Origin of the sequence: uncultured Thiothrix sp. (assembly GCF_937876535.1) — a bacterium.
Lineage (GTDB): Bacteria > Pseudomonadota > Gammaproteobacteria > Thiotrichales > Thiotrichaceae > Thiolinea.
Genome location: NZ_CALFHZ010000016.1, coordinates 42,417 through 68,822, shown reverse-complemented (window position 1 = coordinate 68,822; position 26,406 = coordinate 42,417). Strand labels below are relative to the sequence as shown.

Genomic DNA, 26,406 nt, shown 5'->3' with positions numbered 1-26,406 from the left:
TAATTTAGGATTAAGACTATGCGTACTACGGTTACTCTAGATGATGTGTTCAATATTGTGCGTTATATAGCAGCGCAAAATAGGCAAGCGATAGGTGTAGTGCTTTCTGATTTAGTGCGTAAAGGTTTGCAGAAGTCGCCTGAGTACACCCGCAAAGACCTGTTTCCGGTGTTTAATGTGCCTAGTAACGCTAGCACGATTACGCCAGAACAGATTAAGTTGTTGGAAGATGAAGCATGAGGGTTGCTTTATTAGATGTGAATGTTTTAGTAGCGCTCGCATGACCGACACATATTCATCACCAAGCAGCACATGATTGGTTTAATCGTGAGTAGCAGTACGGCTGGGCGACTTGTCCGTTTACGCAAAGTGCTTTGGTGCGCTTGTCGTCTAATCCAAAAATCTCACCGAATGCTGTGGAATTAGCTGATGCTTTGGGCTTATTGCAAGCTTTAACTGAAATTCCATCCCATCAGTTTTGGGAGGATAGTTTAGCTTTGTTGGATGGCACGGTTTTCCAATCAGGTTATGTAGTTGGTCATCGCCAGATCACAGATGCTTATTTGTACTCTTTAGCCATTCATCGAAAGGGTCGGCTGATTAGTTTTGATGCGGGGTTGCAGAGTCTTTATCCTCAGGCAGCTAGTGAGCATTTGGTGGTTTTGAAGGCTTAGAGACGAAGCTTAAATAAGGCGAAACATGCCCGCCTTATATAAGTGAGCGTATTAGACCTTCCGACTCAATCCCTTCACTACTGCCACCAACACATCAATCTCATCAAAGGTATTATAAAACGCCAATGAGGGTCGCACGGTTGCCTCCAAACCAAAGCGCCTTAAAATCGGTTGGGCGCAGTGGTGGCCAGTGCGTACCGCAATGCCTTCTTGATTCAAGGCTTTGCCGACTTGTTCGGTGGTGTAGCCATCCAACACAAAAGACACCACGCTGGCTTTCTGCGGTGCAGTGCCAATCAAACGTACTCCCTTAATCGGGCGAAGGTGTTCGCTGGCATATTCCACCAAGGCATGCTCATAGGAGGCAATCGCTGGTAAACCCACACTCGATACATAATCCAAGGCTGCTGCCAAGCCCACAGCATCGGCAATATTGCCCGTACCGGCTTCAAAGCGAAGTGGTGGTTTGCGGTAGACGGTGCGCTCGAAGGTGACATCTTCGATCATATTGCCGCCGCCTTGCCACGGTTGCATCTCTTCCAGTAAATGCGCTTTGCCGTAGACTGCCCCAATGCCGGTGGGGCCAAAGATTTTATGGCCGGAGAAGACATAAAAGTCGGCATCCAAGGCTTGCACATTGACCGGAATATGCGAAATCCCTTGTGCGCCATCAATTAAAGCTTTCGCGCCCACGCTATGCGCAAGGGCGATGATTTCCTCAATCGGGGTAATCGTACCCAAAGCATTTGAGACTTGTGTGACCGACACTAACTTAGTTTTGGGGCTGAGCAGTTTGCGATATTCGTTTAGCAGTAATTGCCCGTGATCATCCACTGGAATCACTTTCAACACTGCACCCGTTTCCGCTACCAATTGCTGCCACGGCACAATATTCGCGTGATGCTCCAAGTGTGAAATAATAATTTCATCGCCCGCTTTGAGGTTTTGTTTGCCCCAAGTTTTGGCAATGAGATTAATACCCTCAGTCGTACCGCGCACAAAGATAATTTCCTCAGTACTACGCGCACCAATGAAATTAGCCACGGTTTGGCGCGCTGCATCATACGCATCCGAAGCGCGTGCGGCTAATTCATGGGCTGCTCGATGCACATTGGAATTTTCGTGCTGGTAGAAATAGCTAAGCCGATCAATCACTACCTGCGGCTTTTGCGTAGTTGCGGCATTATCAAACCAAATCAGCGGCTTACCATTCACACGCTCTTGCAGAATCGGAAAATCCCGCCGAATCGCATGAATATCAAAGCTGGTACGGGGTGGCACTGCAAGAGGTGCTTGAAAGCCAGCATAAGTAGTTAGGCTAGCTACACTGGGTACAGCAGGCGCTTGCAAATGACTACTGGCTGGTAAGCTATGTTCCAGAAAATAGTATTGCGCTTGCGTACTGGGAACCGCTGGGGTAGTTGCCTGATTTGCCCGTGCAAAACCCAAATCCAAACTACTTAAATCCAACTCGGGCAAGCCTAAATTTTTCGGCTTGCTGGTGAGGTCGGGATAAGTATAAGGTGGTGTGGCAGTAGCCAAACTATTTGCGACCAGCGCAGGCAACCGTTGCAATAAAGCAGGTGTATTCACCCATTGCTGCGGCTCGTTCTGCGCTAAGAGTGCCACACTGGGTGGCAAATCTTTTAAATCGGGGGCGCTAGTCGGCAAAGTACCAAACAGGCTCGACGCGAGTTGCGCGAGCCAAGTTTCATCCACCGGAGCCGCGCCAAATTCACTTATAGCTGCTTGGGTAGTCATGGTATTTGTCCACTTCAACATCATCTAACACCGCTAACGAATCATCGGTTAGCACCGCTAAAGAACAGTACAGCGACACCAAATACGAGGCGATGGCACTGCGATTAATTCCCATGAAGCGCACCGATAAACCGGGGCTTTGTTCACCCACTAAACCGGGTTGGAATAAACCCACTACACCTTGACGCTTTTCGCCGGTGCGCACTAAGATGATTTTAGTTTTACCATCTTCCACTGGCACTTTATCGGATGGAATCAACGGGATACCGCGCCAAGTAATGAATTGCGAACCGAATAAACTGACGGTGGGCGGTGGTACACCACGACGGGTACATTCACGTCCGAAGGCCGCAATCCCACTCGGATGGGTTAGGAAAAAGCCCGGCTCTTTCCAGACTTTACGTAATAAATCATCCAGATCATCCGGTGTGGGCGCGCCGGTCAAAGTGGATAAACGCTGATCTTCACTCACACTCGCTAATAAGCCGTATTCCGGATTATTAATCAGCTCGCTTTCTTGGCGTTCTTTAATCGTTTCAATGGTGAGGCGGAGTTGCTCACGGATTTGGTCGTGTGGACTGCTGTATAAATCCGAAACACGGGTGTGTACGTCCAGAATAGTGGAGACACCATTGAGGAAATACTCACGCGGCGTGGTGTCATAATCAACGAAAGTTTCAGGGAGTGAAGCTTCATCACGCTGAGTACAGGCAACACGGACATCTTGTGGGTTGCTGACGCGATTGACCCGATAAATACCCGCTTCCACCGGCACCCATTGCAGTAATTGCACCAGCCAGCGTGGGGTAATCGTGGATAATTGTGGGGCGGTTTTGGTGGCATTGGCAAGCTGGCGCGCAGCACCATCGCTCAATGCACGTTGAGTTAGCTGTTGTTCAGCCATGACAAGATTCTCCTTGCTAAAAAGGCATTAAAAAATAATTAAAAGGGAAGGGTTAAGTGTTAGCTCGACATTCGGCTGGAATGTTCTTGGCTAATATAACTATTCGGTGGCACGCTATGCGTGAGCCAGACATTGCCACCAATCACTGAGCCACGCCCAATCGTGATATTGCCGAGAATGGTAGCGCCTGCATAAATCACCACGTCGTCTTCCACTGTGGGGTGGCGCACATAATCTTTGGCGAGCGAGCCATCGTCATTTTTTTCAAAGCGTTTCGCACCCAAAGTGACGGCTTGATAGAGACGTACATTTTTGCCAATGGTGGCAGTTTCACCGATGACTACGCCCGTGCCATGATCAATGAAAAAGCCGCTGGCAATAGTTGCACCAGGGTGAATGTCGATGCCGGTTTCGGAGTGGGATAATTCGGCAAGCATCCGCGCCAATAGCGGCAAGCCCAATACATACCATTCATGCGCAATCCGGTGGAAAATCATTGCTTTAATGCCCGGATAACACATCAGTACTTCGTCTACGGAGCGGGCGGCTGGATCACCATGAAAAGCAGCCAAAACATCCGCATCTAAATCTTGGCGGATACGTGGCAAGGTACTAGCAAAAGTTTGGACTAATTCTTTAGCTTGCTGCTCCAGCTGTAGCGCCGGACGAGTGCCTTGGGCAACATGCTCTAAATGGGCACTATAAGATAATTCTAAACGCGCTTGGGTATACAAGACATTCAAGGCAGAATCGAGTTGCAAACCCACATAATAGTCTTCAGCTTCTTGGTGTAGATCAATCGGCCCTAAACGCATGGGGAAGAGTGCTTGACCTAAGGCTTTGACAATACTTTGCACGGCCTCGCGTGATGGTAAATTGCGTCCACCAAAATAGTGGGGGCGCTGCTGTTCAGTACGCCACGCTAAACGCTTTTGTTTTAAATCGGTGACAATATTCTCTAATTTCCAGCTGGTCACTTCGAGATCGGGCAAGTAGTCAGGTCTAATCGCTAGTAGTTTGCTCATAATAAATAAATCCGCTTAGTCCTGTTCCCAAGGTAAATTTGCCACTCGCCAGCCACCTAAATGCCCACGCTGATTAGCTGGATCTAGATCACCCTCAAACCCTTGGGCAATGTTATAGACTTGTTTAAATCCAGCTTTAGTAGCCGCTATTGCTGCCTCTGCAGAGCGTTTACCACTGCGACAGAGTAATAAAATAGTTTGGCTTTTATTGAGCTTCGCTTCGAGTTCGCGCACAAATCGGGGATTGCGATTTAAAGCCGTACCCGTTGCCCAAGCCACATGTAAAGTACCAGGGACACGTCCTACAAAATGTAATTCTTCTTTGCTGCGTACATCCACAATCACTGCAGTACCAGCTTGAAAAAGCTCCCAGGCTTGAGTAGGGCTAACAATGCCGGCATAGCCCAAATCGCTCGTGGTTTGGATGGTTGTTTGTGCAGGAAAAACCGCTGGAACAGAATGGGCAGCACCCTTCACAATAGTTTGTGACACAGGTGCGCTTGGGTTAGCAGTTATACTCATGTTGTCCTCCTACAAGAACACATTAGATCGTTAGTTCTAGGCTGTTGGTGCAACAAACTAACAGCCTGCTCTTATCCCTGGAACGAATAAAAAACTATATGCTTATCGCGATTTCTGAATAAGTTGGTTATTAAAAAATCATAAAAGCTAAGTAAATTTTCTTGTTATGCAGTGCAGCAAAATTGATTTACTGTGAGCTACATAAATCAATAAGGAGATTTGAAATGCCTAACCATGCAATTGAAGTTATTAATGAATTAACTACTAACCAATTCAGCTTTCTACAAAAGATCGGTGAATTAAATTTAAAAACCGCAGAAACTCTACGGACTCAGCAGCTTAACTTTATTCAGGAGTATGTAGATTTTGGGAAGCAGTATACAGAGGGTCTGTTAAAAGCACCTGTTACAACGACAGGCTCATTGCTAAATCAAGAGTTAGTTAATGGTTTCAATACAAAGTGGCTGAATAACTGGCGTGAAACTGCAGAGGTTTTTAAGGCCTATAGTGAAGAGTTTAAAGCGACTACTGAAAACTCCCTAAAGTCTTTTCAATCGGGTACGACACAATTAATTGAAGTCAGTAAACAAGCTGCTTCTGAAGCCACTGAAAAAACTAAGGCAGCGGTCGAGTCGGCTACTGCAGAAGTAATTGATTTGAGTAAAACTGCTATAGCTCAAACGAATGAGGCAGTAAAAAAGGTTGCGAATAAAGCTTAATAGCTTCTCTCCTACAGGTTGAATGGGTCTACCTGTCCTCGACAAATGGGGCTGTACTTTCCTCCTAAATCCATTTGTCATCTCCGCCCGCTTAAGGTGTGCTTGAGCGGGCATTTTCCATTGGTTAGCGATTGGGTAATTTAATTCAGAAAAAAAAGCCAAACCGAAGTTTGGCTTAGCGCTTTTCGCAGAGTTAATTTTAAATTAGATACGTGTTAAGCGTAGATAAGGCTTAACTGCCCGGAAGCCTTGCGGGAAACGTTGTTGTAATTCGACTGGGTCTTGCAATGAGGGAACAATCACTACTTCATCACCGGGTTCCCAGTTGCCTGGGGTAGCGACTAAATGCGAGTCAGTGAGTTGTAATGAGTCGATTACGCGCAAAATTTCATTGAAATTCCGTCCGGTGCTAGCTGGATAAGTGATAATTAAACGGACTTTTTTCTGCGGGTCGATAATAAATAAGGAACGTACTGTTGCAGTAGTGCTGGCATTTGGGTGAATTAAATCATATAGCTCAGAAACTTTGCGATCAGCATCGGCGAGAATCGGGAAGTTGACTTGAGTGTTTTGTGTCTCGTTAATATCTTGAATCCAACGATCGTGAGATTCTAAAGGATCAACCGATAAGGCAATCGCTTTTACCTTTCGCTTAGCGAATTCGTCTTTTAATTTAGCGGTTAAACCTAATTCAGTCGTACACACCGGGGTAAAATCAGCGGGGTGCGAGAATAAAATTCCCCATGAATCTCCTAGCCAAGCATGGAATTGAATTTCGCCAGCACTAGAATGCTGCACAAAATCGGGCGCAATATCGCCTAAGCGCAGTGTCATTTTAAAACTCCTGTGATACTAAATGAAATCGTGGTTGAGGTGCATTAATAGCACCTTGAGGCAAGTCATAAAGCGACTGCTGAAAATGTTCGAAAATTCTTAAGCCTTCTGGCCAAGCACCAAAACCAGAAGCTACATTGATATGTCCGGCTGCACCGATATTAATAAAGCGGCTTTCCCAAGTGTCTGCCCAAACTTCGGCGCTTTCTAACGGCATCCACGGATCATTACTGCTTGCCACAATCACGCTCGGAAAACCCAAGGCTTGTTTGGGTAAATGCAGAGCGACGTTATCGCGTGCACTTACATATAGCTCACCCGCTTGAAAACCATGCAAGCTAAAACGGTTTGGATTAGCAGGGGCAACTAACATCGCTCCAGCTATTTTTTCAGGGTATTTTTGTGCAGCATAAATACTGGCTAAGCAGCCGAAACTGTGCGCAATAATCCAAACTTTACCGCGTGCCTGCTGGATGCTTTGGCTGACGGCTTGCGCCCAAATCGGTAGGATAGGATTGTCCCAATCTTCTTGTTCAACGCGTTGGGTATTTGGCAATTTGCGTTCTAGCCAAGTCTGCCAATGTTGCAGTTCACTGCCATATAAACCAGGGACGCTTAAAATTGTACTCATGCCGAAGCCTCCTGCACATAAGCAACAAACAAGGCCGCTGCCATATCCGCACGGCGATGAGTATAGAGCCATTGGGTAAAAGTTTTTTCTACAAAATCACGCAAGGCCCAAGCATTGCGCTGCTTTTTCCATAATTCGATATGGCGTGCAATTTGCTCCAAAGCCCGCTGATGTTGATGACGATGCAACAACAAATACGGATAATCAGTGGCATTCATATCTTGTTCTTCGGTTTTAAATTGTTCGCTTAATTGCTGCTGAAGTTGTTTAAGCAACTCATCAATCTTGGCAGCATTCGGTTTCTGTGTGGTAATCTGTGCGGTTAATTCCAAATGCAACGCGGATAGGTATTGCTGAAACTCCAAGTTCATCAACTGCACATAAAGCGTTTGAAAATTCGCTAAATGCTCATTGGAATTTGTGGAGTCCACTGCTAAACGAGGTGCCATGAAATTTTTCCTATATCAGATAAGACGATACTTTAGGAAGGAGTTGAGTTGCGAGGAACTAAGAAAAATTGGAAAGCTTATGCGAGGCGGTGGATAGCTAAGATTGTTAAGTAAATTTTGCTTGGTGTTAGGTTATTGCCTAGACAACTGCCGAATCCTTTGAATTTCCTCAGCTTCAATCCCTAAGGACTCCAAAAAGTCCTGATGCGCTTCCGGCGAGCGTTGTTCAAATTCGGCATGCCATTTATTCATGCCCATTGCGTCTAAACCTGCTGCTTGCAGCATTTCTACCCAGCGTTGTTTGGTCATAGTGCGACTGTTGTTCAATGCAGCAGGGGATTCTAATAAGCGAATAATGACTTGCTGTTGCTGGCGCAAACGCTGTATTTCTCGATTCAAGTCTTGTAGATGGCGTTCCAGCACAGAGGCGCTACTTTCCGTGCTGGAGGCCAAAAGGGTTTGAATCGTATCCAAAGGCAAGCCCGCTTCACGATAAGTCTGTATCTGCAACATACGTTGTAAAGCTGATTCGGTATATAAACGATAACCGCTAGTGCTGCGGGTGGAGGCAGGCAGCAGGCCAATCGTGTCGTAGTACAATAAAGCGCTACGTGATAAGCCAAAGCGTTTGCAGAGTTGGCCGATGGTATACATCTTCATTTCAAACTGGTGGAGTTAGCGGCTCGCCTTGCGAATCTGTGTGACTTCCTCACTAGGGATTTGCAGCCATTCCAGAAAAGCCTGATGTTGTTCTGGGTAGCGTTGTTCAAACAGTTGATGCCATTTGCTCATCATCGCCTCATCCAAACCTGTGTCACGGAATAACTCAACCCATTGAGTTTTAGTCATCATGGCATTTTGCATAGTAAATTCCTGCTGTATTTAAGTAAGAAATCTCACCTTAAACTGTGCAGTGATAGACAGGTCAAGCAGAGAGCAAGCGAAAGATTTCAGTTTAAGCTAAACTCATCCGCATCCATCCAAGCCGGAAATTGCTCACGAAATTGCTGTAAGGCGTTTAAATCCAACGGAGTCGTTTCCACAAACGCAGAGCCTTCAGCCTGATCAATCAGCAATTCACCTTTGAAATCAATCGCTAGTGAATCACCGCTATAGGCTAAACCTAAACCATCCATACCCACCCGATTTACGCCCAGCACATAGCTTTGATTTTCAATCGCCCGCGCTTGTAGCAAAGTACGCCAAGGTTTACGCCGAACAGCAGGCCAATTCGCGACCACGATGGCTAAGTCATAGTCATTACGATTGCGCATAAACACCGGGAAGCGCAGGTCATAGCAGACTTGAGGCAGAATACGAAAGCCTTGATAGTTAAAGGTTTTACGCTCTAAGCCTGCGCTATAATGATTGACTTCATCGCCCATGCGGAACAGGTGGCGTTTGTCATAAAACTGCATTTGGCCATCGGGGGTAGCGAACATGAAGCGGTTCGTATATTGTCCCTCAACAGCGGTAGCCACTGAGCCACAAATCGCCGCTTGCAACTTAGCTGCTTGGGTTTGTAGCCAAGTAAAGGTGGCACCGCCATACGCCTCGGCATGAATTTCGGGTGCCATCATAAAGCCCGTGGTGAACATTTCCGGCAAGACGATTAAATCTGTCTGCCCCGCTAAGTCTTGCAGCAACTCAGCAAAATGCGCTCGATTGGCCTCTGGATTTTGCCAAGCTAATTCAGTTTGTACCAAGCTCACCCGTAAGGATTCAGGCATTACTCTTCTCCTAAATGGCACATAAGCGTTCAGCGGCACGTTGCAAAGTTTCATCACCTTTGGCAAAGCAGAAACGAATCAAGCGCATGTTTGGTGGTACTTTGCAAAACACTGAAACCGGAATCGCGGCTACCCCCACCTCTTTAGTCAGCCATTCACAGAAAGCAGTATCCGGCAAATCACTAAGCGCGCTGTAGTCGACCACTTGGAAATAAGTGCCTGCTGACGGGGTAAATTTAAAGCGGCTATTGCTGATCAAGGAGCAGAAGAGATCGCGCTTTTGCTGATAAAACTGTGGGAGATGATCCGCATGTTCGGGCTCATCCCGCAAAATATCCGCCAGTGCTAATTGCATGGGGGTGCAGGTTGCAAAAGTTAGATATTGATGCATCTTACGGAATTCAGCCGTTAAAGGCGGCGGTGCTACGCAATAACCAATTTTCCAGCCGGTCGCATGATAGGTTTTGCCAAAAGACGAAACCACAAAGCTACGTTCATACAGTTCTGGATAGCGATTCAAGCTTTGATGCTGTTGACCATCAAAAGCGATATGTTCATAGACTTCATCGCCGAGTAACAGAATATCGGTGCCGCGAACTAGCTCAATTAATTGTTGCATATCGGCAGCTGTCAAGACGCTACCAGTCGGATTATGCGGAGAATTTAGAATAATTAAGCGCGTTTTCGGCGTGATGGCGGCTTTGACTTGTGCCCAATCGATAGCAAATTGAGGCGGCTGTAATTGTAAATGGATGGATCTCCCGCCATTCAGTTCGACGGCTGGGTCATAACTGTCGTAGGCAGGGTCAAACATAATCACTTCATCGCCAGGGCGCACGACTGCTGCAATCGCTGCGAATAAAGCTTCGGTTGCACCTGAAGTAACCGTCACCTCATCGGCTGAGACTGGATTACCATAAATGCGCTGTACTTTGGCGGCAATCTGTTCGCGCAACACCGGCAGGCCACTCATGGGCGCGTATTGATTCATGCCTTTGGCAATATAAGCACCCACTGCATTCAAGAGGGCAGAGGGGCCATCAAAATCGGGGAAGCCCTGCGAGAGGTTAATGGCCTTGTATTCATTCGCCATCTGCGACATGACGGTGAAAATCGTTGTGCCAATATGCGGCAATTTACTAGCAGGGTAGTGCATCACTTAACTCCGTAAACTAATAATTGGCCAAGCCTTAGCGATGGCTTTAGCACGCAAGGTGTCATCAGGATCAACCGCAATCGGATGATCCACTATTTCTAATAAGGGCAAATCATTGTGTGAGTCGCTATAAAAATAGCTGCCTTCTAAAGTTTCTGCGCGACCTTGTAGCCATTCTTTTAGGCGCTCAATTTTACCTTCACGGAAGGTGGGGATACCGTCAATTTCAGTGGTATAGCGACCATTTTCAATTTTAGGCTCGACAGCTAATAAGTTTTCAATCCCAAACTCAGTGGCAATCGGGCGCGTCACAAAACTATTGGTGGCCGTAATAATGACCAAGGTATGTCCCAACGCACGATGCTTTTCGACTAAAGCGCGTGCTGCATCCGGAATCATTTTGTGAATATCTTCTTGCATATATTCGCTACGCCATTGATCGAGCTGTTCCATGCTGTGCTCACTTAAAAATTTAAAAGTAAACGCAGCATATTCACGGATATTTAAAGTGCCATTGGTGTATTGGCCGTAAAAACGTTTATTGGTTTCTGCATGGGCTTGTGCATCCACCAAACCTTTACGAACTAAAAATTCGCCCCATTGATAATCGCTATCGCCTGTTAAGAGGGTGTTATCGAGGTCGAAAAGTGCGAGGGTCATGCTTATTCCTATACGTTTAGCAGAAAAATACCCGATTGTACTCGCTTGAAATTGCCGAATCATGGGGATTGTGAAAAAATCAATGCAAGCAAAAAAGTTCCGGAGGACAGTCGTGATTGATGAGGACGGATTCCGTGCGAACGTAGGCATCATCCTCTGTAATTGCGATGGTAAAGTGTTTTGGGGAAAACGTTTAGGTCAAGAATCTTGGCAGTTTCCTCAAGGAGGTATTGATCAGGGGGAGTCTCCGCTCGACGCGATGTATCGAGAATTGCATGAAGAAACTGGATTGCAACCTCAGCATGTCGAAGTCATGGGACAAACTCGTGGTTGGTTGCGTTATCGCATACCCCATTACATGATTCGCCGTCGCTCAAGACCCTTGTGCATCGGCCAGAAGCAGCGGTGGTTTTTGCTGCGGATGTTGTGCAGGGACGGAGATGTGAATTTACAAGCGACACCAAAACCTGAATTTGATCATTGGGAATGGGTAGACTATTGGACACCCGCTCAACAAGTGGTCTTTTTCAAGCGGAAAGTGTATCGCCGTGCTTTAAATGAGTTCGCACTTTTAGTGGAATCAGGAAAGGATGCTTAGGCATCCTTTTCTTTGACTAGCCGATTCAAGCGCGCTTCCAAACGATCCGCATCCATCCGTAACTGATCAATTTGCTCATAGTAATAATTCAGCTCGGCTTCGGCTGGTAAAAGCCGCGCTTCTTCTTGTAAATATTCTTGAGTATTTAAGCGCATCGCTTGGGCGGACTGATCTAACCAGCCTTTAGTATTGCGCGCCATTTGTCCGGCTTGATGGGCAACCGTGTCCCCCACGGCTTGCGAGAGTAGCTCCTCCCAATCCACATCAATTTCACGCAAGATTTTGCTAAATTCAGTACCTAAACCTAAATCACCGTCAAGCTTAATACCATTCTCTAGCATCGCTTTGCCATTGTCTTCGGCTTGCGCTAAGCGCATAAAAGCTAGAGCACTACCTTGAATGCTTACATCGGGCTGGGCATCGTAGCTTGCACTGATACGTACTTGTTCTGCTGTGGGTAAAAAGTACAAATCAAAGCCCGGATTGGTAATGCGCAGATGAATGAGTTTGCCTTGCAAAGCTTGTAAACGCTGACGTGCATGACCATGAGTCTTTTCATCCAGTTTCAGCCAAGCATTAAAAGCCGCTTCTAAGGGAAGAGTTACAGCATCTAGCAGCATACCAAGCCTCCTTGTTAATGTTTCAAAGCCGCACGAATCCCTGCAATTATTTCAGCTTTAGTCACATCATGCCTAAAAGTAGTCAGAAGCTGACCGTCTTTACCAAGCAAATAACTGTTAGAGCTGTGATCGACAGTATAGCCCATCGCTGAGTTACTCTTTACCTTACTGTAAAACGCCCCGTATTGCATGGCTGTGCGCTGAATTTCCTGCTCGCTTCCTGTAACCCCAATAAAACTAGGGAAGAAATAACGCGCATAGTCCATCAATTTAGTCCCGTTGTCTCGTTCGGGATCAACACTAATAAAGATAGGCTGAATTTGCGCAGTTTCTTCGGCACTCAATGCTTTTAAAGCTGAACTTAATAAAGCCAAGGAGGTAGGGCAGACATCAGGGCAAGAGGCATAGCCGAAGTAGAGGAGTACTAGCTTGCCGCGAAAGTCTTGCAAGTGAATCACCTGATTATTTTGCGTCAAAGTGAAATCATTGGCGGCCGTCACTGTCATAGTAGAACCGGCTTCTGCATTGGGGCTAGTCAGAAATTGCTTAGCAGTAAAAATACCCGCAACTAAAGCAATAATAGCTAAGCCAAGATAGATCAAGTTACGTGCGTTCATTCATGTCTCCTTCATCGTAGCCGCTGCGACAATAGCATAAGTGCTTGTTGGCGCATCCAAAAGCTGATGTATTGCGTATTAGCCTAGAGGTATTTAACAATGATTATTAAACAGGCTCCAGATTTAACCGAAAATGACACCACAGCCTATGCGCTTTATCAAAATCGCCGGGAGTTTTTAAAGTTACTGGGTGGAGCTACGGTGTTAGGGACAGTGTTGCCTTCAATAGCTTGGGCGAAATCAGTTTTTTCTACCGATGAGACTCCAACCGATTTTGATGATATTACCACTTACAATAATTTCTATGAATTTGGGACTGCTAAGGGCGATCCTGCTATTAATGCAAAAAGTTTGATCACTTCCCCTTGGTCAGTGACAGTGGATGGCGAATGCGAAAAGCCGGGGCATTATACCCTAGAGGATATTCTTAAGACTGAAACTATCGAGGAACGAATTTACCGCATGCGTTGCGTAGAAGGTTGGTCGATGGTCATTCCTTGGCAAGGTTTTGCTTTAGCTGATTTATTAAAGCGTTTCCAGCCCACTTCTAAAGCTAAATTTGTACGTTTCCAAACACTGGCTGATCCCAAGCAAATGCCTAAGTTGAAGCAAAAGGTCTTGTCTTGGCCTTACACGGAAGGTTTGCGCATGGATGAGGCGATGCATCCTTTGACTTTAATCGCAACAGGTCTCTACGATAAACCCCTATTAAACCAAAATGGCGCGCCTTTACGTTTAGTTGTACCTTGGAAGTATGGGTTTAAAAGCATTAAATCGATTGTGCGGATTAGTTTTGTTGAGCAACAACCTATCTCCAGTTGGGAGCGCTTAAGTGCGGAAGAATATGGCTTTTATTCCAATGTTAATCCCAATGTGGATCATCCACGTTGGAGCCAATATAACGAAAGGCGTATTGGTGAATTTAGAAAGCGTAAAACACTGATGTTTAATGGTTATGAAGAGCAAGTAGCGAGTTTGTATAGCGGTATGGATTTACGGAAATATTATTAATGCAATTTCCCGAGCCTTTATTTACACGCTTACTCAAGCCGCTAATTTTTGCCTGCGCCTTAATCCCAGCCATTTTAATGGGTTGGGGTATTTGGCAAGATAGTTTGGGCGCGAATCCGATTGAAGCAGTCACACGTAGCACTGGTGATTGGGCTTTACGCTTTCTGTTATTAACACTGAGTTTGTCCACGTTGCGGCGTTTAAGCGGCTGGACTCAAGGGATTCGCTTGCGGCGCATGTTAGGTTTATTTGCGTTTTTTTATGCCAGTGTGCATTTGATTTTATATCTGTGGCTGGACCAATTTTTTGATTGGAGTGGGATTTGGCACGATATTCTAAAAAGGCCGTTTATTACGGTGGGTATGCTAGCTTTTCTCATGCTGATTCCTTTAGCCATAACCTCACCGAAAGCGATGCTAAGGCGTCTAGGTAAGCGCTGGAAAACTTTACATAGCTTGATTTATCCACTCTCTATACTGGCAGTGCTGCATTTTTGGTGGATGAAAGATGCTAAATCGGATGTATCAGAGCCTTTAATCTATGCCTTGATCTTAGCCGCTCTATTAGGCGAGCGGCTTTATCAGCGCTTTAAAGCTTGAAGCCTTTATGTAAAGCGACAATACCGCCGGTCATATTCGTATAAGTTACACGCTCAAAGCCAGCAGCACTCATCATGTGTTTTAAAGTTTCTTGATCAGGATGCATGCGTATCGATTCGGCTAAATAGCGGTAACTTTCAGCATCATTGGCAATGATTTTGCCCATCATTGGCAAAAACTTAAATGAATATTGATCATAAATTGGCGCAAGGCCAGGTAATACAGGTTTAGAAAACTCTAAGACTAATAAACGTCCACCGGGTTTTAAAATCCGGAAAATAGAGCGTAAAGCTGAATCTTTATCGGTAACATTTCTTAAGCCAAATGCCATCGTCACAATATCAAAGCTATTATCGGCAAAAGGCAAGCATTCGGCATTAGCTTGTACATATTCAATATTGCCCGCGATGCCTAAATCAGTCAGGCGCTTGCGGCCATTTTCTAACATGGACGCATTAATATCGGATAAGACGACTTTGCCAGTTTGACCCACGATACGTGCAAATTTACTGGCTAAATCACCTGTACCACCCGCTAAGTCTAAAATTTTAGAACCTTGCTTAGCTCCGGCGGCATCAATCGTCAAACGTTTCCAAATACGATGCACGCCAAACGACATTACGTCGTTCATTACGTCGTACTTGTCGGCTACCGAATGAAATACCCCCGCCACTCGACTAGCTTTTTCCATAACGGGAACTTGTTGATAGCCAAAATGGGTTGTTTGTTCCTTATCCATTACTCAGGCATTCCTCAAAAAAGATGGCCTAGTCTAACAGGCGCAACGCTCTTCATGGAGAAGGCAGCATGAAAAAAATAGTTATTGGTGTTGGTTTAGGGCTGGCAGCGGCCTCGCAAGCACAAGCATGGAATGGCGGCATTGAAGATATGCGCACTATGCAAGCGAACGAGAAAGGCCCTATCGTCCGTGTGAAATCAGTTCATGTGAGCTGTATCAGCGTTCGTCATCACCATAGTGCTGCCGCTCATCAGTGTCATAGTCGTGGCTTCTGTAAAGGTGGTTGGCGTGCGATTAAACCTAAAGGTAGCCATCGAGTGACTCATCGAGGGGCTGTTTGTGGTTTGCATGGTCGTGGTTATGCAGCAGTTGTTCCTCGCCCTCATGCAAAATATGCGGGTGGGCAGGTCAGTCAACAAACTCGTGCTCAACGCCAAGCTTATTATGCTGCACAACAAAAACGTAAAGCATTGCAATTAGCACAAAAGCGTAGAGCTGCCCAAGTCGCTCAACAACAACGTCAAGCGGCTCTACAGCGTCAACGTCAACAAGCTATTCAACTAAAAGCACTGAACTTACAAAAGCAGCGCGTAGCTCAACAAAAGCGTCAGGCTGCTTTAAAACGTCAAGCCTTATTGCTTAACAAGCAACGGATGCTGCAACAGCAACGCTTACTCGCGGCTAAACAGCAAATGTTAGCGCGTAAACGCGCTCAACTGCAGGCACAACGTTTTGTTAGACCACATAATCCAGTCGCAAGAATGCGTCCGGGTTATCAAGCTTGTGGTGTACAAACCGTACAAGTTTTCCGCCCAGTCCGTCCTCAGGTGCGTAGGGTGGTTCGACCTGTACAAAGGGTACAAGTGGCGCGTCCAGTGGTACGTTATGTTCAACGCCCAGTTCAACCAGTCCAAGTAGTGCGCCCGGTTGTGCGTTATGTTCAACGTCCAGTTCAACCAGTGATTGTGCATCGACCTGTACCGATTTATAGCCAACAAATTGCGCCTAGTTTCTCAGGCGGCTTGGTGTTTGGTGGTTACCATCATGGGGGATACGGCGGTGGTGGTGAGGGGGGCTATATTGATGGAGGTGGCAACGGAGGCGGCGGCAACGGAGGCGGCGGCAACGGAGGCGGTGGCAACGGAGGCGGCGGCAACGGAGGCGGCGGCAACGGAGGCGGCGGCAACGGAGGCGGCGGCAATGGAGGTGGCGGCAATGGAGGTGGCGGCAACGGAGGCGGCGGCAACGGAGGCGGCGGCAATGGAGGCGGCGGCAATGGAGGTGGCGGTCACGGAGGTGGCGGTCACGGAGGTGGCGGTCACGGAGGTGGCGGTCATGGAGGTGGCGGTCACGGAGGTGGCGGTCACGGAGGCGGCGGTCACGGCGGTGGCGGTCACGGAGGCGGCGGTCACGGCGGTGACAAAGGCATGGATGGGAATGGTAGTGGACACGGCGGTGGCGGTCACGGTGGTGACAAAGGCATGGATGGGAATGGTGGTGGACACAACGGTGATGGCGGATATGGTGGCGGTCACGGCGGTGGTGGGCACGGCGGTGACAAAGGCATGGATGGGTACGGTAGCAGTCACGATGGCGACAATGGTAACGCTGGGAATAGCCACGATGGCGATCACGAAGGCCAGGATGGTCATGGGGGAGGTAAAGGTGCTTATGGCAGCAAAGGCTTACAAGGTGTGCAAGGGAGTTTTGCTCGTGGTATTAAAACCCAAGGACATTGTGGTGGCTGGCAAGCCAGCTCTTGTGTTAGTACCCAGCATGTAAAACGTGCCAAATTCTAGCCAAGCCTAACAAACTGTGTTATCAACAGACTAGGTTCAAAATTTGAGAAAGTCTAATGATGACCAGACGATACAACAAGCAGGTTGCTTACTTAGGCAGCCTGCTTTTAATAGTTATTTTTTATTCGCAAGTACAAGCTGCCACTGATCAGTGGTATTACAATCAAAAGCTCGCGAGTCCCGCTGATAGCCGAGCTATCTTCAAGTCTTATCATCATCCTAAACTAAAGCAACAGCGTTTTGCTAAACATCTAGTTTTGAAGCAGTGGATACTTAAAGAACGGAACTTACCTCAAGCCTTAGGCCAAACTCCTTACTTAGCTCCGAAAAGCAATCAAGAACGCGCCTTGCCTTTTTGGCACGATCTAAAGCCTAAATAGTATTAATTGGAAACACGGTATAGGCTGGTTCTTCATAAGGATGGCTATGGATCAAAGCTTGTAGAGCAGCTTGAATATATTCATCAGCGCAGATCAGCTCCACACGGTACTCATCAACTAAATGGAGATGATTTTCCTGCCCTAAAAAAGGATTACTGCCTGTCAACGGTCTAAATTGACCAGTCCCTAGGCACTCCCAAGCACACTGGTCATAATTACCAATGCGTCCTGCACCTGCAGCAAACACGGCTGACTTGACTAGTTCCTTATGCGTTTCTGGTACATAAAAAATCAATTGATACATAATAAACCTCTTGCACAAAACATTTATTGCTCATTCTTACTGACTGAAATTCCATCACTTAGGGCACGAACTTCTTACAGACCGAGTGCTGATAAAAATCCCAAAATGCTTAATTTTTGACTTTTGCAACTGATCTATTATCTGCGAGTTGAACGCATCCAATGTAGGGTATGGTAGTCTAACTAGCTGTAGTGTAATCCAATCATAAATCGACTTAGCGAGGTAACAGCATGAAAGCATTAGCCATCAGCATGGGCGCGACTTGTTTTCTGTTCACCAATTTAGCCTTAGCGGCTTGCCCGAGTGATAGCAAAACGTTGTTTTTTTGTAATACTAAAAAGGCTAATAAGCAGCTTGAAGTCTGTGATGCAGGCAAAACCATCAACTATAGTCTTGGCAAAAAAGGCCAGAAACCCGAACTGGCTATTTCAGTTCCACGTTCACAAGCCAGCACTTTCCAGTGGCAAGGAATTGGGCGCTATATTTCCTATGCCGTGAATATCCCTAATGGCGATTATAACTACAATGTGTTTTGGGGTGTCGATCGCTTGACTGAAGAACATGCGGTTGAGGCTGGGGTGAATGTAGAGAAAAAAGGTGAAGTCCAAGCCACGGTTTATTGCCAAGAAAAAGGCTTAATCAATAATCTGGAGGGTGTCAAACTGAAACCCGCTGAGTAGTCGACAATTGTTGAAATGAATTAGGTGCTCATGACAAGTTAAAACTCAGGTTTGGTTTAATGTCGTGAGCGCTTTTTGCGTTTGGATTTAAACTTAAATGTACTAAGCCATGATTTACGCTTAGAGGATGAGGAGCTTGTTGATGCTTGGCCTTGTTTATTGGCTTGAATACTCAAGTCGATAATTTGATTTTTGCCGTTAATTTCTTCGAAATAGACAAGTACATCGGCTTGGCCTTTCTGGAATTGACAGTCTTCTTTTAAAGTGGTTTTTCTTTGGTCTGTGGTTGTGCCTTTCTCAAATAAACTTTGCTTACATTTATTAATGTATCCTAAGTGCCTAGATTTCGAGAGCATTAGTGAGTAGTTAGTTCGGTTTTTTATATAAATCTCCTCAGGCAGGTACTGCCGGAGAGCAGCCTCATCCCAGCTAATAGATACTGATTTCAACAGGGGCATGGCTAAATCTTCATATTCAGAAGCTTGGCTATAATTCAAGGCAAAAAAACCTAAACCTATAAGGCTCACTGCTACCGTAGATAGGATAAGAATAGGTTTCATAATTAGCGTTTACTCTAGGCTAGTTTATTGTTTTTATAATGACTACTGGGGTTCTATTAAACATAGATTAGGCTAATTAAAATCTTATGCTTTTAGTTAAATAGTAGCAAAAGTATCTAGAAGATCGGTAGAGAAGAGCAGGGTTTATAGAAAGTGCGCTTTAGGCGGTTAATGGTATTAGGCGTTCTGGTTGAGCGCTTGAGTTAGAGTTTATAAATAAACTATCCCCTTTGGCTAGGGTACAACTTTAAAGAGATAAGCCTCCTGGGTTGCTGGTTAAATTGGTCTTAGCTAAACCCGCATGAAGACTCAAACTATGCCTTTATAATAGGTTTATATCGAAAATACCGATGGCAGACCCTTAGAGAAATCATTATTCAAGCGTGAGGCTGCTTTCTAGAATGCTGAGCATTCCAACTTTAGATAATTCGCAAAACGATGCAGCGGCAATTTCCTTGGTTAAAAACAGAACACCAACACCATGTAGAGAAATTGCTTGCTTCAACGGGCGGCCTTGTGAGCTTATTAGGCTTATTGTGGGTGAGTAACCTCAGCATTGGCCTCAATCACGGCGTGATGCTAGTGGCCTCAATGGGCGCTTCGGCAGTGCTATTATTCGCCATACCGCATGGCGCTTTATCCCAACCTTGGCCGGTCTTCGGTGGGCATATGTGGTCGGCCTTCATTGGTGTCACTTGCGGCCTGCTCACCTCTGATGTATTTCTGGGCTCAGCGATTGCAGTGTCCTTGGCGATTGGCGGTATGTATTACTTAAATTGCCTGCATCCACCCGGTGGTGCCACAGCCTTAAGTGCGATTATTGGCGGTGATGCGGTTCATCAACTGGGTTATCAATATCTACTCACACCCGTGCTACTTAATGTGTTGACCATTTTAGCGATTGCGATTGTGTTCAATTATCCGTTTAAATGGCGACGTTATCCTCTCAACAAAGCGTCGTGAATGGATCTTGAGCAAGTTCGTACGTTTCTCGCCGTTGCAGCACATGGCAGCTTCATGGAGGCTGCAACGCGCTTACATATCACCCAATCCACCGTCAGCGCGCGCATTCAAAACCTTGAAACTTATCTGCGTACCTCACTTTTCACCCGCAATCGTTCCGGTGCAAGCCTAACGCCCGCCGGTAAGCGTTTTCTGCGCCACGCCAAAACCTTACAACTTACCTTAGAGCAAGCCCGTCACGATGTCGGTTTGCCGCAGCGCTATCAAGCTAGTTTAACCGTTGGTGCGCGTATTGCCCTGTGGGATGCCGGTTTGCTTACGCAATGGGTGGGTGAGATGCGTGCGCAAATGCCCGAAGTATCGATTCGGAGCGAAATTGGTTTTGAAGAAGATCTAATGCGACGCTTAATGGCGGGAACGATGGATATGGCGCTGATGTATACGCCGCAGCATGGTTATGGTTTAAGCATTGAGCATTTGTTTGACGAAACCTTGGTTCTGGTAGGTAATTCAGCTAATCAAGCGTGGCCCGATGAGAATTATGTCTACGTAGACTGGGGACCAGGCTTTTATGCGGAGCACAGTAATCGTTTTCCTGAACTAGAACGTCCTGCCTTAGTCGCGAATATTGGCTGGCTAGCGGTGCAATTAGTGATGCAAAATGGCGGCTCTTGCTTCTTGCCCAAACGCATGGCTGATCCATTAGTAGCAGAAGGAAAACTCGCCATTATTGCGAATAGTCCAAGTTTGCGTTTACCCGCTTATGTGGTTTATCCCACCCAAGCGCAGCCCGAATGCGAGCACGCTTTGAGTTTACTGCGTGAATTAGTTCAGCAACTTGAGTTTGCAAAGCTCTAAATAGACAAAACATAAGTTTGATAAACTGACTATTCTATAAGAATCAGGGTATGGGGTAGAAAGTCATGAGAAAATTAGTATTAATTTCAATAGTGGTTCTTAACTTGAGTTGCTTAAGTAGTGTCAGTTATGCAGAGGATTGTACAGCACCTAGCCTAAGTACCGTAGAACTCAAAAATTGCTTATATAAAAATTACCAAACAGTTGATAAAACCTTAAATCAGGTCTATCAACAATTGATGGCTAAGTTAGAGGAAGCCAATCATAAAAAGGCACTAAAAACAGCGCAGCAGGCTTGGTTAAAATATCGTGATGCTCATTGTGAATATGAGGTCTACCTTAATCAAGGCGGGACGGTTTATGGTGCTTATTATACTGCCTGTTTAACAGCTCTAACTGAGGAACGTGTCAAACAATTGAAAGAGAGCTTAGTTAATCAATAGCTTAAGGCGCTTAGCGTCGCTAGGCTCACACCAGCTTCGATATAAAAGTATTTACATGAAGTAAATACCTATAAACTCGATAGTCAATTTATAGTTTTAGAGGCTACTTGCGACTAACTCACTCGCTGGTAAAGCTTTAATGCTCACATCAAAACTTAACATTTGCGGCAAAATAGCATTGTGATGCTCGCGAATTAATTGAGCACTAGCGTGCGATTTGTCGTGTGTGGTATGTGCATCCGCCACTAACTCAATGCTATAACCTAAGGAGGCTGCTTTTCGCACAGTGGTATCTATACAAAATTCAGTCGCATAACCACAAATAATTAAATGCTCGATACCATATTGCTCTAATAAAACTTTTAAATCAGTACGCAAGAATGAATCGGGTGAGCTTTTTCTAATATAAAAATCAGTGGATTGATGCTCTAGGCCATTCGCTAAATTCCAACCTACACTTTGATAAGCCAGCGGCGTATCTGGGCGCTCATGCTGAATATAAATGATAGGAATGTTATTTACTCTTGCCCATGCAGTGACTTGATTGATATTGCTAATCACTGCTTGGGCTTCATAAGGTGGTTTTACCGCATCGAATAAAGCCTGCTGAACGTCTATAACTAATACTGCTTTTTTCATGGAAAACCTTTACCTCTTGGTAGTAAGAAGAAATATAAATTCAGCACGGTTTACTAGATACCTTTACTCCCACTTCAAAGCTCCACCCGTTTGATATTCCGTCACCCGAGTTTCAAAGAAATTCTTCTCTTTACGCATATTCGATTGCTCATCCAGCCAAGGCAGGGCATTTTTAGCACCAGGGAAGGGCTCTTCCATGCCTAAGCTACGGGCGCGACGATTGGCGATGAAACGGAATTGCTCATGGTGGTCTTGTTGGCTATAGCCCAAGATCGGCGTGGGTAACAGGAATTTAGAATACGCAACTTCAGCGGCTTCGGCTTCGTCCCACATATCGCGAATATCGCGTGGGTCTAGCTGGACGTTTTCTTCCTGCATGATTTGGCGCACTACACGAATACCAAACGAGCAATGCATGACTTCATCGCGCATGATGTATTGCAATTGTTCAGCAGTACCTTTCATCAAACCGCGACGTTGCAAAGCAAATACGGGCGAGAAGCCATTGTAGAACCAGCAGCCTTCAAAAATACCGGAGAAGAAGGCATAAGACAGCACGAATTCTTGTAAATCATCGGGTTGGCGCAAATCAATATCCGAGCGCATTACTGCATTTAAGCGGCGGTTAGCAATCTGAATCTTTTGATTGATCTCAGGTACAACGCGATAGCGGTTGTAGATTTCGCTTTGATCCAAGCCAATGGTTTCAATGCAATGCTGATAAGTCCAAGTATGCAAAGCTTCTTCGTAAACTTGACGGGCTTGATAAATCTGCAATTCGGGCGCAGTCATTTTTTCCATGACGGCGAGGCCAATATTGCGCATGGCTAGAATGTCAGAGGTCGTTAAATAGGCGAGTACGTTTTCGTAAACGTGGCGTTCTTCCGGTTTGAGTTTATGGTGATAATCGTGGACATCCTGCGCCATATTAATATCGAGTGGCGTCCAGTGATTTTTGTTGGCATTAATAAAGAATTCCCACGCCCAAGGATATTTGAACGGCGCGAGTTGGTTAATGTCCCCCAGTCCGTTGATAACTCGTTTGTCTTCCGAGTTAATCGGCTTCATCGGCGTGAAAGGCTTGGATTCACCTGTTTCACGCCGACGAGCCGATAAGCTCGCCCTTAACGTTGCTGGCGGCGTCTGCGCAAGACTTGTTGCTTCTTGCGTTGGATACGTTGCACGTCGTTGCGAGCCGGAGTCTGAGTCATTTGCACTGTCCTCAAAAGTCAAAGTTTCAACAAAATGTGTATCGCTAGCGGGATACTCCAAGCTAGGCTTGGTATTGTTTTTTTCTACTTGTTCGACAGCCTCACCCTGATCAACGAACTCGTCCGTTGGGTTCAATGTGACACTTTTATTTCTATTCAGGTCGGGGCGCGATTGTACACCTGTGTTTGGAAGAGCTAAAGGGTCATCCCAGTTAAGCATCATGATTTTTTCTCCTTTAGTCTTATTTACTGACAAGCTTCACAATCAGGATCAAGCAACGAACAGGCTTTCGGAGCAGCTGAACCCACTTCTAATAAATTCGTTGCCATCTTCACGCTAGGCTTTTTCTCTTCAGCCGCTGAAGTCGAAGCATCATTCAGCTTTTCAACGCCAGTCGCGCCAATCGAACGCAAGTAATAAGTCGTTTTTAAGCCACGTACCCAAGCCAATTTGTAGAGATTATCCAGCTTCTGACCATTCGGCTCAGCCATATACAAATTCAGGGATTGGCCTTGATCAATCCATTTTTGGCGACGGCTCGCCGCTTCCACTAACCAACGTGCATCCATTTCAAAGGCTGTGGCATATTTACGGCGTAAATCTTCAGGGACGCGATCCAATTTTTGCACCGAACCATCGAAGTACTTCAGGTCGTTGATCATCACCTCGTCCCACATATCCAAGGCTTTCAAATCCTCGACTAAATAAGGATTGATCACAGTGAATTCGCCGGACAGATTCGATTTCACGAACAGGTTTTGATACGTCGGCTCAATGGATTGCGACACGCCGCAGATATTGGAAATCGTCGCAGTCGGGGCAATCGCCATCGTGTTCGAGTTGCGCATGCCTTGGCGTTTCACTTGCTGGCGTAAACTATCCCAATCTAAGGTTTGGGTTTTATCCACAAAGCAGTATTCACCACGTTCTTGTTCGAGTAACTCTAGTGAATCAATTGGCAGTATGCCTTTGCTCCATAATGAACCTTCATAGCTTGGATACTTGCCACGCTCTGCCGCTAAATTACTGGAAGCGCGAATCGCAAAGTAAGACACCGCTTCCATGCTGCGATCCGCAAATTCCAAAGCCTCTTCTGAAGCATAAGCCAGATTCATCTTATACAGAGCGTCTTGGAAGCCCATAATGCCCATACCAACCGGACGATGGCGCAAATTCGACTTACGCGCTTGTGGAACGCTGTAGTAGTTGTAGTCGATGACATTATCGAGCATCCGCATCGCGGTATTCACAGTGCGCTCAAGCTTTTCCATGTCTAAGCCATCTTTTGTGGTATGCGCAACCATATTGATCGAACCTAGATTACAGACGGCAATCTCGCTATCGGTGGTGTGCAGCGTGATTTCAGTACACAGATTCGAGCTATGCACCACGCCCACATGCTGATTGGTATAGCGAATATTGCATGGGTCTTTGAAAGTAATCCAAGGGTGACCCGTTTCAAATAACATACCCAACATTTTGCGCCACAATTGATTGGCAGGCAGTTTGCGGAACAATTTAATATCACCACGCGCTGCTTTGGCCTCATATTCCTCATAGCGCTTCTCAAACGCTTTGCCGGTCAGATCATGCAAATCAGGCGCATCATCGGGCGAAAATAACGTCCATTCTTTATCTTCCGCCACCCGCTTCATGAATAGGTCTGGAATCCAGTTGGCGGTGTTCATGTCGTGAGTTCTACGCCGCTCATCACCTGTATTTTTGCGCAGCTCTAAGAAATCTTCGATGTCGATGTGCCAAGTTTCAAGATAGGCACAGACGGCTCCCTTGCGTTTACCACCCTGATTCACCGCCACCGCTGTATCATTTGCCACCTTCAAAAACGGCACAACGCCCTGCGATTTACCATTCGTGCCTTTGATATGCGAACCCATACCGCGCACGCGACTCCAGTCATTACCTAAGCCACCGGCAAATTTCGACAAGAGTGCATTGTCTTTAATCGCGCCATAAATGCCATCCAGATCATCCGGTACAGTGGTGAGGTAGCAGGAGGATAATTGTGGGCGCAGTGTGCCAGAGTTGAATAAAGTTGGTGTACTGCTCATAAAATCGAAACTAGATAACAAGTTATAGAATTCAATTGCGCGGGTTTCACGATCCACTTCATTAATGGCTAAGCCCATTGCCACGCGCATAAAGAATACTTGCGGCAATTCAAAGCGCGTACCTTGGTGGTGCAAGAAATAGCGGTCGTAAAGGGTTTGCAAGCCTAAATAACTGAATTGCAAATCGCGTTCAGGCTTGAGGGCAGCACCTAATAGTTTTAAATCAAAACGGCTGAGTTCGTCAGCGAGCAGATTGACTTCGATACCGCGCTTAATCGCTTTTTGTAAGGCTTCTGGATACAAAGCCTGCATTTCCTGCTGGGTCGCTTCGGTAGTTTGCCCTTCCAAAAAGCTCAAGGATTCGCGGCGCAGGCTGTCCAATAACATGCGCGCAGCGACTTGCGAATAATTCGGATGATGATCAATTAAAACGCGCGTACTAATAATCAGCGCAGTTGCAACTTCTTTCTCAGAAATCCCATCATATAAATTGCGTAATGCACCTTGAGTCACTTGCGTGGCATCGACGCCTTCCAAACCTTCCACCGCCTCAGCAATAATTTTATGCAAGCGCTCTTCATCCAGTGGATGCAGCTCACCCGTTTCGGTTTTTACTTTGATCGCTAAATCGGCTTTGGATTTACCTTTTTTATCTTTTTTGGCGCGTAACTTGGCACGCTCTTCACGGTATAACACATAACTACGGGCGACTTTATGTTCACCCGCACGCATTAAGGCCAATTCAACTTGATCTTGAATATCTTCAATATGAATCATGCCACCGTCAGGCATACGGCGGAATAAGCCTTCAATCACTTGTTCAGTAAGATTTTTTACTGTGTCATGAATCCGTGCCGAGCCGGAAGCTGAGCTACCTTCGACTTCCAGAAAAGCTTTAGTTAAAGCGATATGAATTTTTGAGGCATTAAAGTCAGTGACTTCACCATTGCGGCGAATGACTTTGCACTTAGGGGTAGAGAATTGCGGTACTTTTATGTCTTCAACGCTACCGGATTTTTGTACTTTTACATTTACTGAGTGCATAAAAACCTCTACCCCGAACTCTAGCGGGGGCAATATGTTTAATAAAATATAGTATAGGGAATGTACTAATTATAGCAGTCTAGCCTAGGTCTATCTACTAGATGCTGTATTATGATCCTATAAGTATCTACTATATATTGTTAATAAGCTGTGGATAAGCTTGTGGAAATCAGCTAGCACCTGTGCTAAGCCAAGGCTTGTTTGTG

General features: G+C 45.9%; 32 protein-coding genes. 12 read left to right on the top strand and 20 right to left on the bottom strand.

The features are described from left to right. The first annotated feature begins 18 nt into the window (after nt 1-18). Together Q0230_RS08935 and Q0230_RS08930 are read left to right on the top strand one after the other, a co-directional pair. Nucleotides 19-240 (top strand): hypothetical protein, encoded by a 222-nt coding sequence (locus tag Q0230_RS08935; RefSeq protein WP_298609582.1) that lies wholly within the window; start codon nt 19-21, stop codon nt 238-240. Nucleotides 241-377: 137 nt separating this feature from the next. Then, complete coding sequence (locus tag Q0230_RS08930) at nt 378-674, top strand: hypothetical protein (protein ID WP_298609581.1); 297 nt, start codon at nt 378-380, stop codon at nt 672-674. Between the two features lie 51 nt (nt 675-725). Here the strand turns inward: Q0230_RS08930 and Q0230_RS08925 are convergent, their stop codons facing one another. Genes Q0230_RS08925 through Q0230_RS08910 form a run of 4 tightly spaced genes read right to left on the bottom strand, consistent with a single transcriptional unit; the run spans nt 726 to nt 4,886 of the window. Further along, on the bottom strand, nt 726-2,435 hold the full coding sequence (locus tag Q0230_RS08925) for a family 2A encapsulin nanocompartment cargo protein cysteine desulfurase (protein ID WP_298609580.1): 1,710 nt from the start codon (nt 2,433-2,435) through the stop codon (nt 726-728). Then, entirely contained in the window at nt 2,410-3,339 is a 930-nt protein-coding gene (locus Q0230_RS08920; RefSeq protein ID WP_298609579.1) for a family 2A encapsulin nanocompartment shell protein, read from the bottom strand. The genes Q0230_RS08925 and Q0230_RS08920 overlap by 26 nt, the downstream gene beginning before the upstream one ends. A gap of 59 nt (nt 3,340-3,398) precedes the next feature. Then, the gene (epsC, locus tag Q0230_RS08915; RefSeq protein WP_298609578.1) at nt 3,399-4,364 is read right to left on the bottom strand and encodes a serine O-acetyltransferase EpsC; all 966 of its coding nucleotides are present in this window, start codon (nt 4,362-4,364) and stop codon (nt 3,399-3,401) included. A 15-nt stretch (nt 4,365-4,379) separates the two neighbouring features. Continuing rightward, nucleotides 4,380-4,886: a rhodanese-like domain-containing protein gene (locus Q0230_RS08910; RefSeq protein ID WP_298609577.1), complete on the bottom strand. Its 507-nt coding sequence runs from the start codon at nt 4,884-4,886 to the stop codon at nt 4,380-4,382. A 224-nt stretch (nt 4,887-5,110) separates the two neighbouring features. Here Q0230_RS08910 and Q0230_RS08905 point away from each other — a divergent pair, with 224 nt between their 5' ends. Further along, entirely contained in the window at nt 5,111-5,605 is a 495-nt protein-coding gene (locus tag Q0230_RS08905) for a phasin family protein (RefSeq protein ID WP_298609576.1), read from the top strand. A gap of 204 nt (nt 5,606-5,809) precedes the next feature. Here the strand turns inward: Q0230_RS08905 and Q0230_RS08900 are convergent, their stop codons facing one another. The 8 genes from Q0230_RS08900 to Q0230_RS08865 all read right to left on the bottom strand — a co-directional run bounded on the left by Q0230_RS08900 (nt 5,810) and on the right by Q0230_RS08865 (nt 11,065). Beyond that, entirely contained in the window at nt 5,810-6,439 is a 630-nt protein-coding gene (locus Q0230_RS08900) for a peroxiredoxin (RefSeq protein ID WP_298609575.1), read from the bottom strand. Nucleotide 6,440: 1 nt separating this feature from the next. Continuing rightward, nucleotides 6,441-7,070: an alpha/beta hydrolase gene (locus Q0230_RS08895; RefSeq protein WP_298609574.1), complete on the bottom strand. Its 630-nt coding sequence runs from the start codon at nt 7,068-7,070 to the stop codon at nt 6,441-6,443. Next, nucleotides 7,067-7,519, bottom strand: coding sequence for a hemerythrin domain-containing protein (locus Q0230_RS08890; RefSeq protein WP_298609573.1), 453 nt, complete (start codon nt 7,517-7,519; stop codon nt 7,067-7,069). Before Q0230_RS08890 ends, Q0230_RS08895 begins: the two co-directional genes overlap by 4 nt. Before the next feature lie 132 nt (nt 7,520-7,651). After that, entirely contained in the window at nt 7,652-8,179 is a 528-nt protein-coding gene (locus Q0230_RS08885; RefSeq protein ID WP_298609572.1) for a MerR family transcriptional regulator, read from the bottom strand. Nucleotides 8,180-8,194: 15 nt separating this feature from the next. Next, nucleotides 8,195-8,383, bottom strand: coding sequence for a hypothetical protein (locus tag Q0230_RS08880; RefSeq protein ID WP_298609571.1), 189 nt, complete (start codon nt 8,381-8,383; stop codon nt 8,195-8,197). 86 nt (nt 8,384-8,469) lie between these two features. Further along, nucleotides 8,470-9,249 carry an amidohydrolase gene (locus Q0230_RS08875; RefSeq protein WP_298609570.1) on the bottom strand — a complete coding sequence of 260 codons (780 nt, stop codon included), beginning with the start codon at nt 9,247-9,249 and terminating at the stop codon, nt 8,470-8,472. A 10-nt stretch (nt 9,250-9,259) separates the two neighbouring features. Further along, a complete protein-coding gene (locus Q0230_RS08870; protein ID WP_298609569.1) occupies nt 9,260-10,405 on the bottom strand; it encodes a pyridoxal phosphate-dependent aminotransferase in 1,146 nt (381 codons plus the stop codon). A 3-nt stretch (nt 10,406-10,408) separates the two neighbouring features. After that, a complete protein-coding gene (locus Q0230_RS08865; protein ID WP_298609568.1) occupies nt 10,409-11,065 on the bottom strand; it encodes an HAD family phosphatase in 657 nt (218 codons plus the stop codon). Nucleotides 11,066-11,177: 112 nt separating this feature from the next. Between Q0230_RS08865 and Q0230_RS08860 the strand changes: the two genes are divergently transcribed. After that, entirely contained in the window at nt 11,178-11,663 is a 486-nt protein-coding gene (locus Q0230_RS08860) for an RNA pyrophosphohydrolase (protein ID WP_298609605.1), read from the top strand. Here the strand turns inward: Q0230_RS08860 and Q0230_RS08855 are convergent. Both Q0230_RS08855 and Q0230_RS08850 read right to left on the bottom strand, forming a co-directional pair. Continuing rightward, complete coding sequence (locus Q0230_RS08855) at nt 11,660-12,283, bottom strand: SCP2 sterol-binding domain-containing protein (protein WP_298609567.1); 624 nt, start codon at nt 12,281-12,283, stop codon at nt 11,660-11,662. The two genes, Q0230_RS08860 and Q0230_RS08855, sit on opposite strands and share 4 nt — an antisense overlap. A 14-nt stretch (nt 12,284-12,297) precedes the next feature. Beyond that, entirely contained in the window at nt 12,298-12,900 is a 603-nt protein-coding gene (locus Q0230_RS08850; RefSeq protein ID WP_298609566.1) for an SCO family protein, read from the bottom strand. A gap of 99 nt (nt 12,901-12,999) precedes the next feature. On the opposite strand from Q0230_RS08850, the gene msrP reads away from it, so the two are divergent. After that, on the top strand, nt 13,000-13,911 hold the full coding sequence (gene msrP / locus Q0230_RS08845) for a protein-methionine-sulfoxide reductase catalytic subunit MsrP (RefSeq protein WP_298609565.1): 912 nt from the start codon (nt 13,000-13,002) through the stop codon (nt 13,909-13,911). Beyond that, nucleotides 13,911-14,510, top strand: a complete 600-nt coding sequence (locus tag Q0230_RS08840) for a sulfite oxidase heme-binding subunit YedZ (protein ID WP_298609564.1) — start codon at nt 13,911-13,913, stop codon at nt 14,508-14,510. Before msrP ends, Q0230_RS08840 begins: the two co-directional genes overlap by 1 nt. Here Q0230_RS08840 and ubiE read toward each other — a convergent pair. Then, nucleotides 14,500-15,249 carry a bifunctional demethylmenaquinone methyltransferase/2-methoxy-6-polyprenyl-1,4-benzoquinol methylase UbiE gene (gene ubiE / locus Q0230_RS08835; protein WP_298609563.1) on the bottom strand — a complete coding sequence of 250 codons (750 nt, stop codon included), beginning with the start codon at nt 15,247-15,249 and terminating at the stop codon, nt 14,500-14,502. The genes Q0230_RS08840 and ubiE overlap by 11 nt on opposite strands. Before the next feature lie 68 nt (nt 15,250-15,317). Between ubiE and Q0230_RS08830 the strand changes: the two genes are divergently transcribed. Both Q0230_RS08830 and Q0230_RS08825 read left to right on the top strand, forming a co-directional pair. After that, the gene (locus Q0230_RS08830) at nt 15,318-17,048 is read left to right on the top strand and encodes a hypothetical protein (RefSeq protein ID WP_298609562.1); all 1,731 of its coding nucleotides are present in this window, start codon (nt 15,318-15,320) and stop codon (nt 17,046-17,048) included. Nucleotides 17,049-17,104: 56 nt separating this feature from the next. After that, the gene (locus tag Q0230_RS08825) at nt 17,105-17,428 is read left to right on the top strand and encodes a hypothetical protein (RefSeq protein ID WP_298609560.1); all 324 of its coding nucleotides are present in this window, start codon (nt 17,105-17,107) and stop codon (nt 17,426-17,428) included. Here the strand turns inward: Q0230_RS08825 and Q0230_RS08820 are convergent. Beyond that, on the bottom strand, nt 17,421-17,732 hold the full coding sequence (locus Q0230_RS08820; protein ID WP_298609558.1) for an NGG1p interacting factor NIF3: 312 nt from the start codon (nt 17,730-17,732) through the stop codon (nt 17,421-17,423). The two genes, Q0230_RS08825 and Q0230_RS08820, sit on opposite strands and share 8 nt — an antisense overlap. A gap of 230 nt (nt 17,733-17,962) precedes the next feature. On the opposite strand from Q0230_RS08820, the gene Q0230_RS08815 reads away from it, so the two are divergent. Beyond that, a complete protein-coding gene (locus Q0230_RS08815) occupies nt 17,963-18,412 on the top strand; it encodes a hypothetical protein (RefSeq protein ID WP_298609557.1) in 450 nt (149 codons plus the stop codon). 56 nt (nt 18,413-18,468) lie between these two features. Here the strand turns inward: Q0230_RS08815 and Q0230_RS08810 are convergent, their stop codons facing one another. Further along, the gene (locus Q0230_RS08810) at nt 18,469-18,909 is read right to left on the bottom strand and encodes a hypothetical protein (protein ID WP_298609555.1); all 441 of its coding nucleotides are present in this window, start codon (nt 18,907-18,909) and stop codon (nt 18,469-18,471) included. Between the two features lie 501 nt (nt 18,910-19,410). On the opposite strand from Q0230_RS08810, the gene Q0230_RS08805 reads away from it, so the two are divergent. The 3 genes from Q0230_RS08805 (at nt 19,411) to Q0230_RS08795 (ending at nt 21,236) form a co-directional block, all read left to right on the top strand. Then, nucleotides 19,411-19,935 (top strand): HPP family protein, encoded by a 525-nt coding sequence (locus Q0230_RS08805; RefSeq protein ID WP_298609554.1) that lies wholly within the window; start codon nt 19,411-19,413, stop codon nt 19,933-19,935. Beyond that, nucleotides 19,936-20,793 carry a LysR family transcriptional regulator gene (locus Q0230_RS08800; RefSeq protein ID WP_298609553.1) on the top strand — a complete coding sequence of 286 codons (858 nt, stop codon included), beginning with the start codon at nt 19,936-19,938 and terminating at the stop codon, nt 20,791-20,793. A 65-nt stretch (nt 20,794-20,858) separates the two neighbouring features. Then, nucleotides 20,859-21,236 (top strand): lysozyme inhibitor LprI family protein, encoded by a 378-nt coding sequence (locus Q0230_RS08795; RefSeq protein ID WP_298609552.1) that lies wholly within the window; start codon nt 20,859-20,861, stop codon nt 21,234-21,236. A gap of 96 nt (nt 21,237-21,332) precedes the next feature. Here the strand turns inward: Q0230_RS08795 and Q0230_RS08790 are convergent, their stop codons facing one another. From Q0230_RS08790 to Q0230_RS08780, 3 genes are all read right to left on the bottom strand, one after another. Beyond that, nucleotides 21,333-21,875, bottom strand: coding sequence for a cysteine hydrolase family protein (locus Q0230_RS08790; RefSeq protein ID WP_298609551.1), 543 nt, complete (start codon nt 21,873-21,875; stop codon nt 21,333-21,335). Between the two features lie 63 nt (nt 21,876-21,938). Then, complete coding sequence (locus Q0230_RS08785; protein ID WP_298609550.1) at nt 21,939-23,309, bottom strand: ribonucleotide-diphosphate reductase subunit beta; 1,371 nt, start codon at nt 23,307-23,309, stop codon at nt 21,939-21,941. Between the two features lie 23 nt (nt 23,310-23,332). After that, nucleotides 23,333-26,200, bottom strand: a complete 2,868-nt coding sequence (locus tag Q0230_RS08780) for a ribonucleoside-diphosphate reductase subunit alpha (RefSeq protein ID WP_298609548.1) — start codon at nt 26,198-26,200, stop codon at nt 23,333-23,335. Nucleotides 26,201-26,406: the final 206 nt, after the last annotated feature.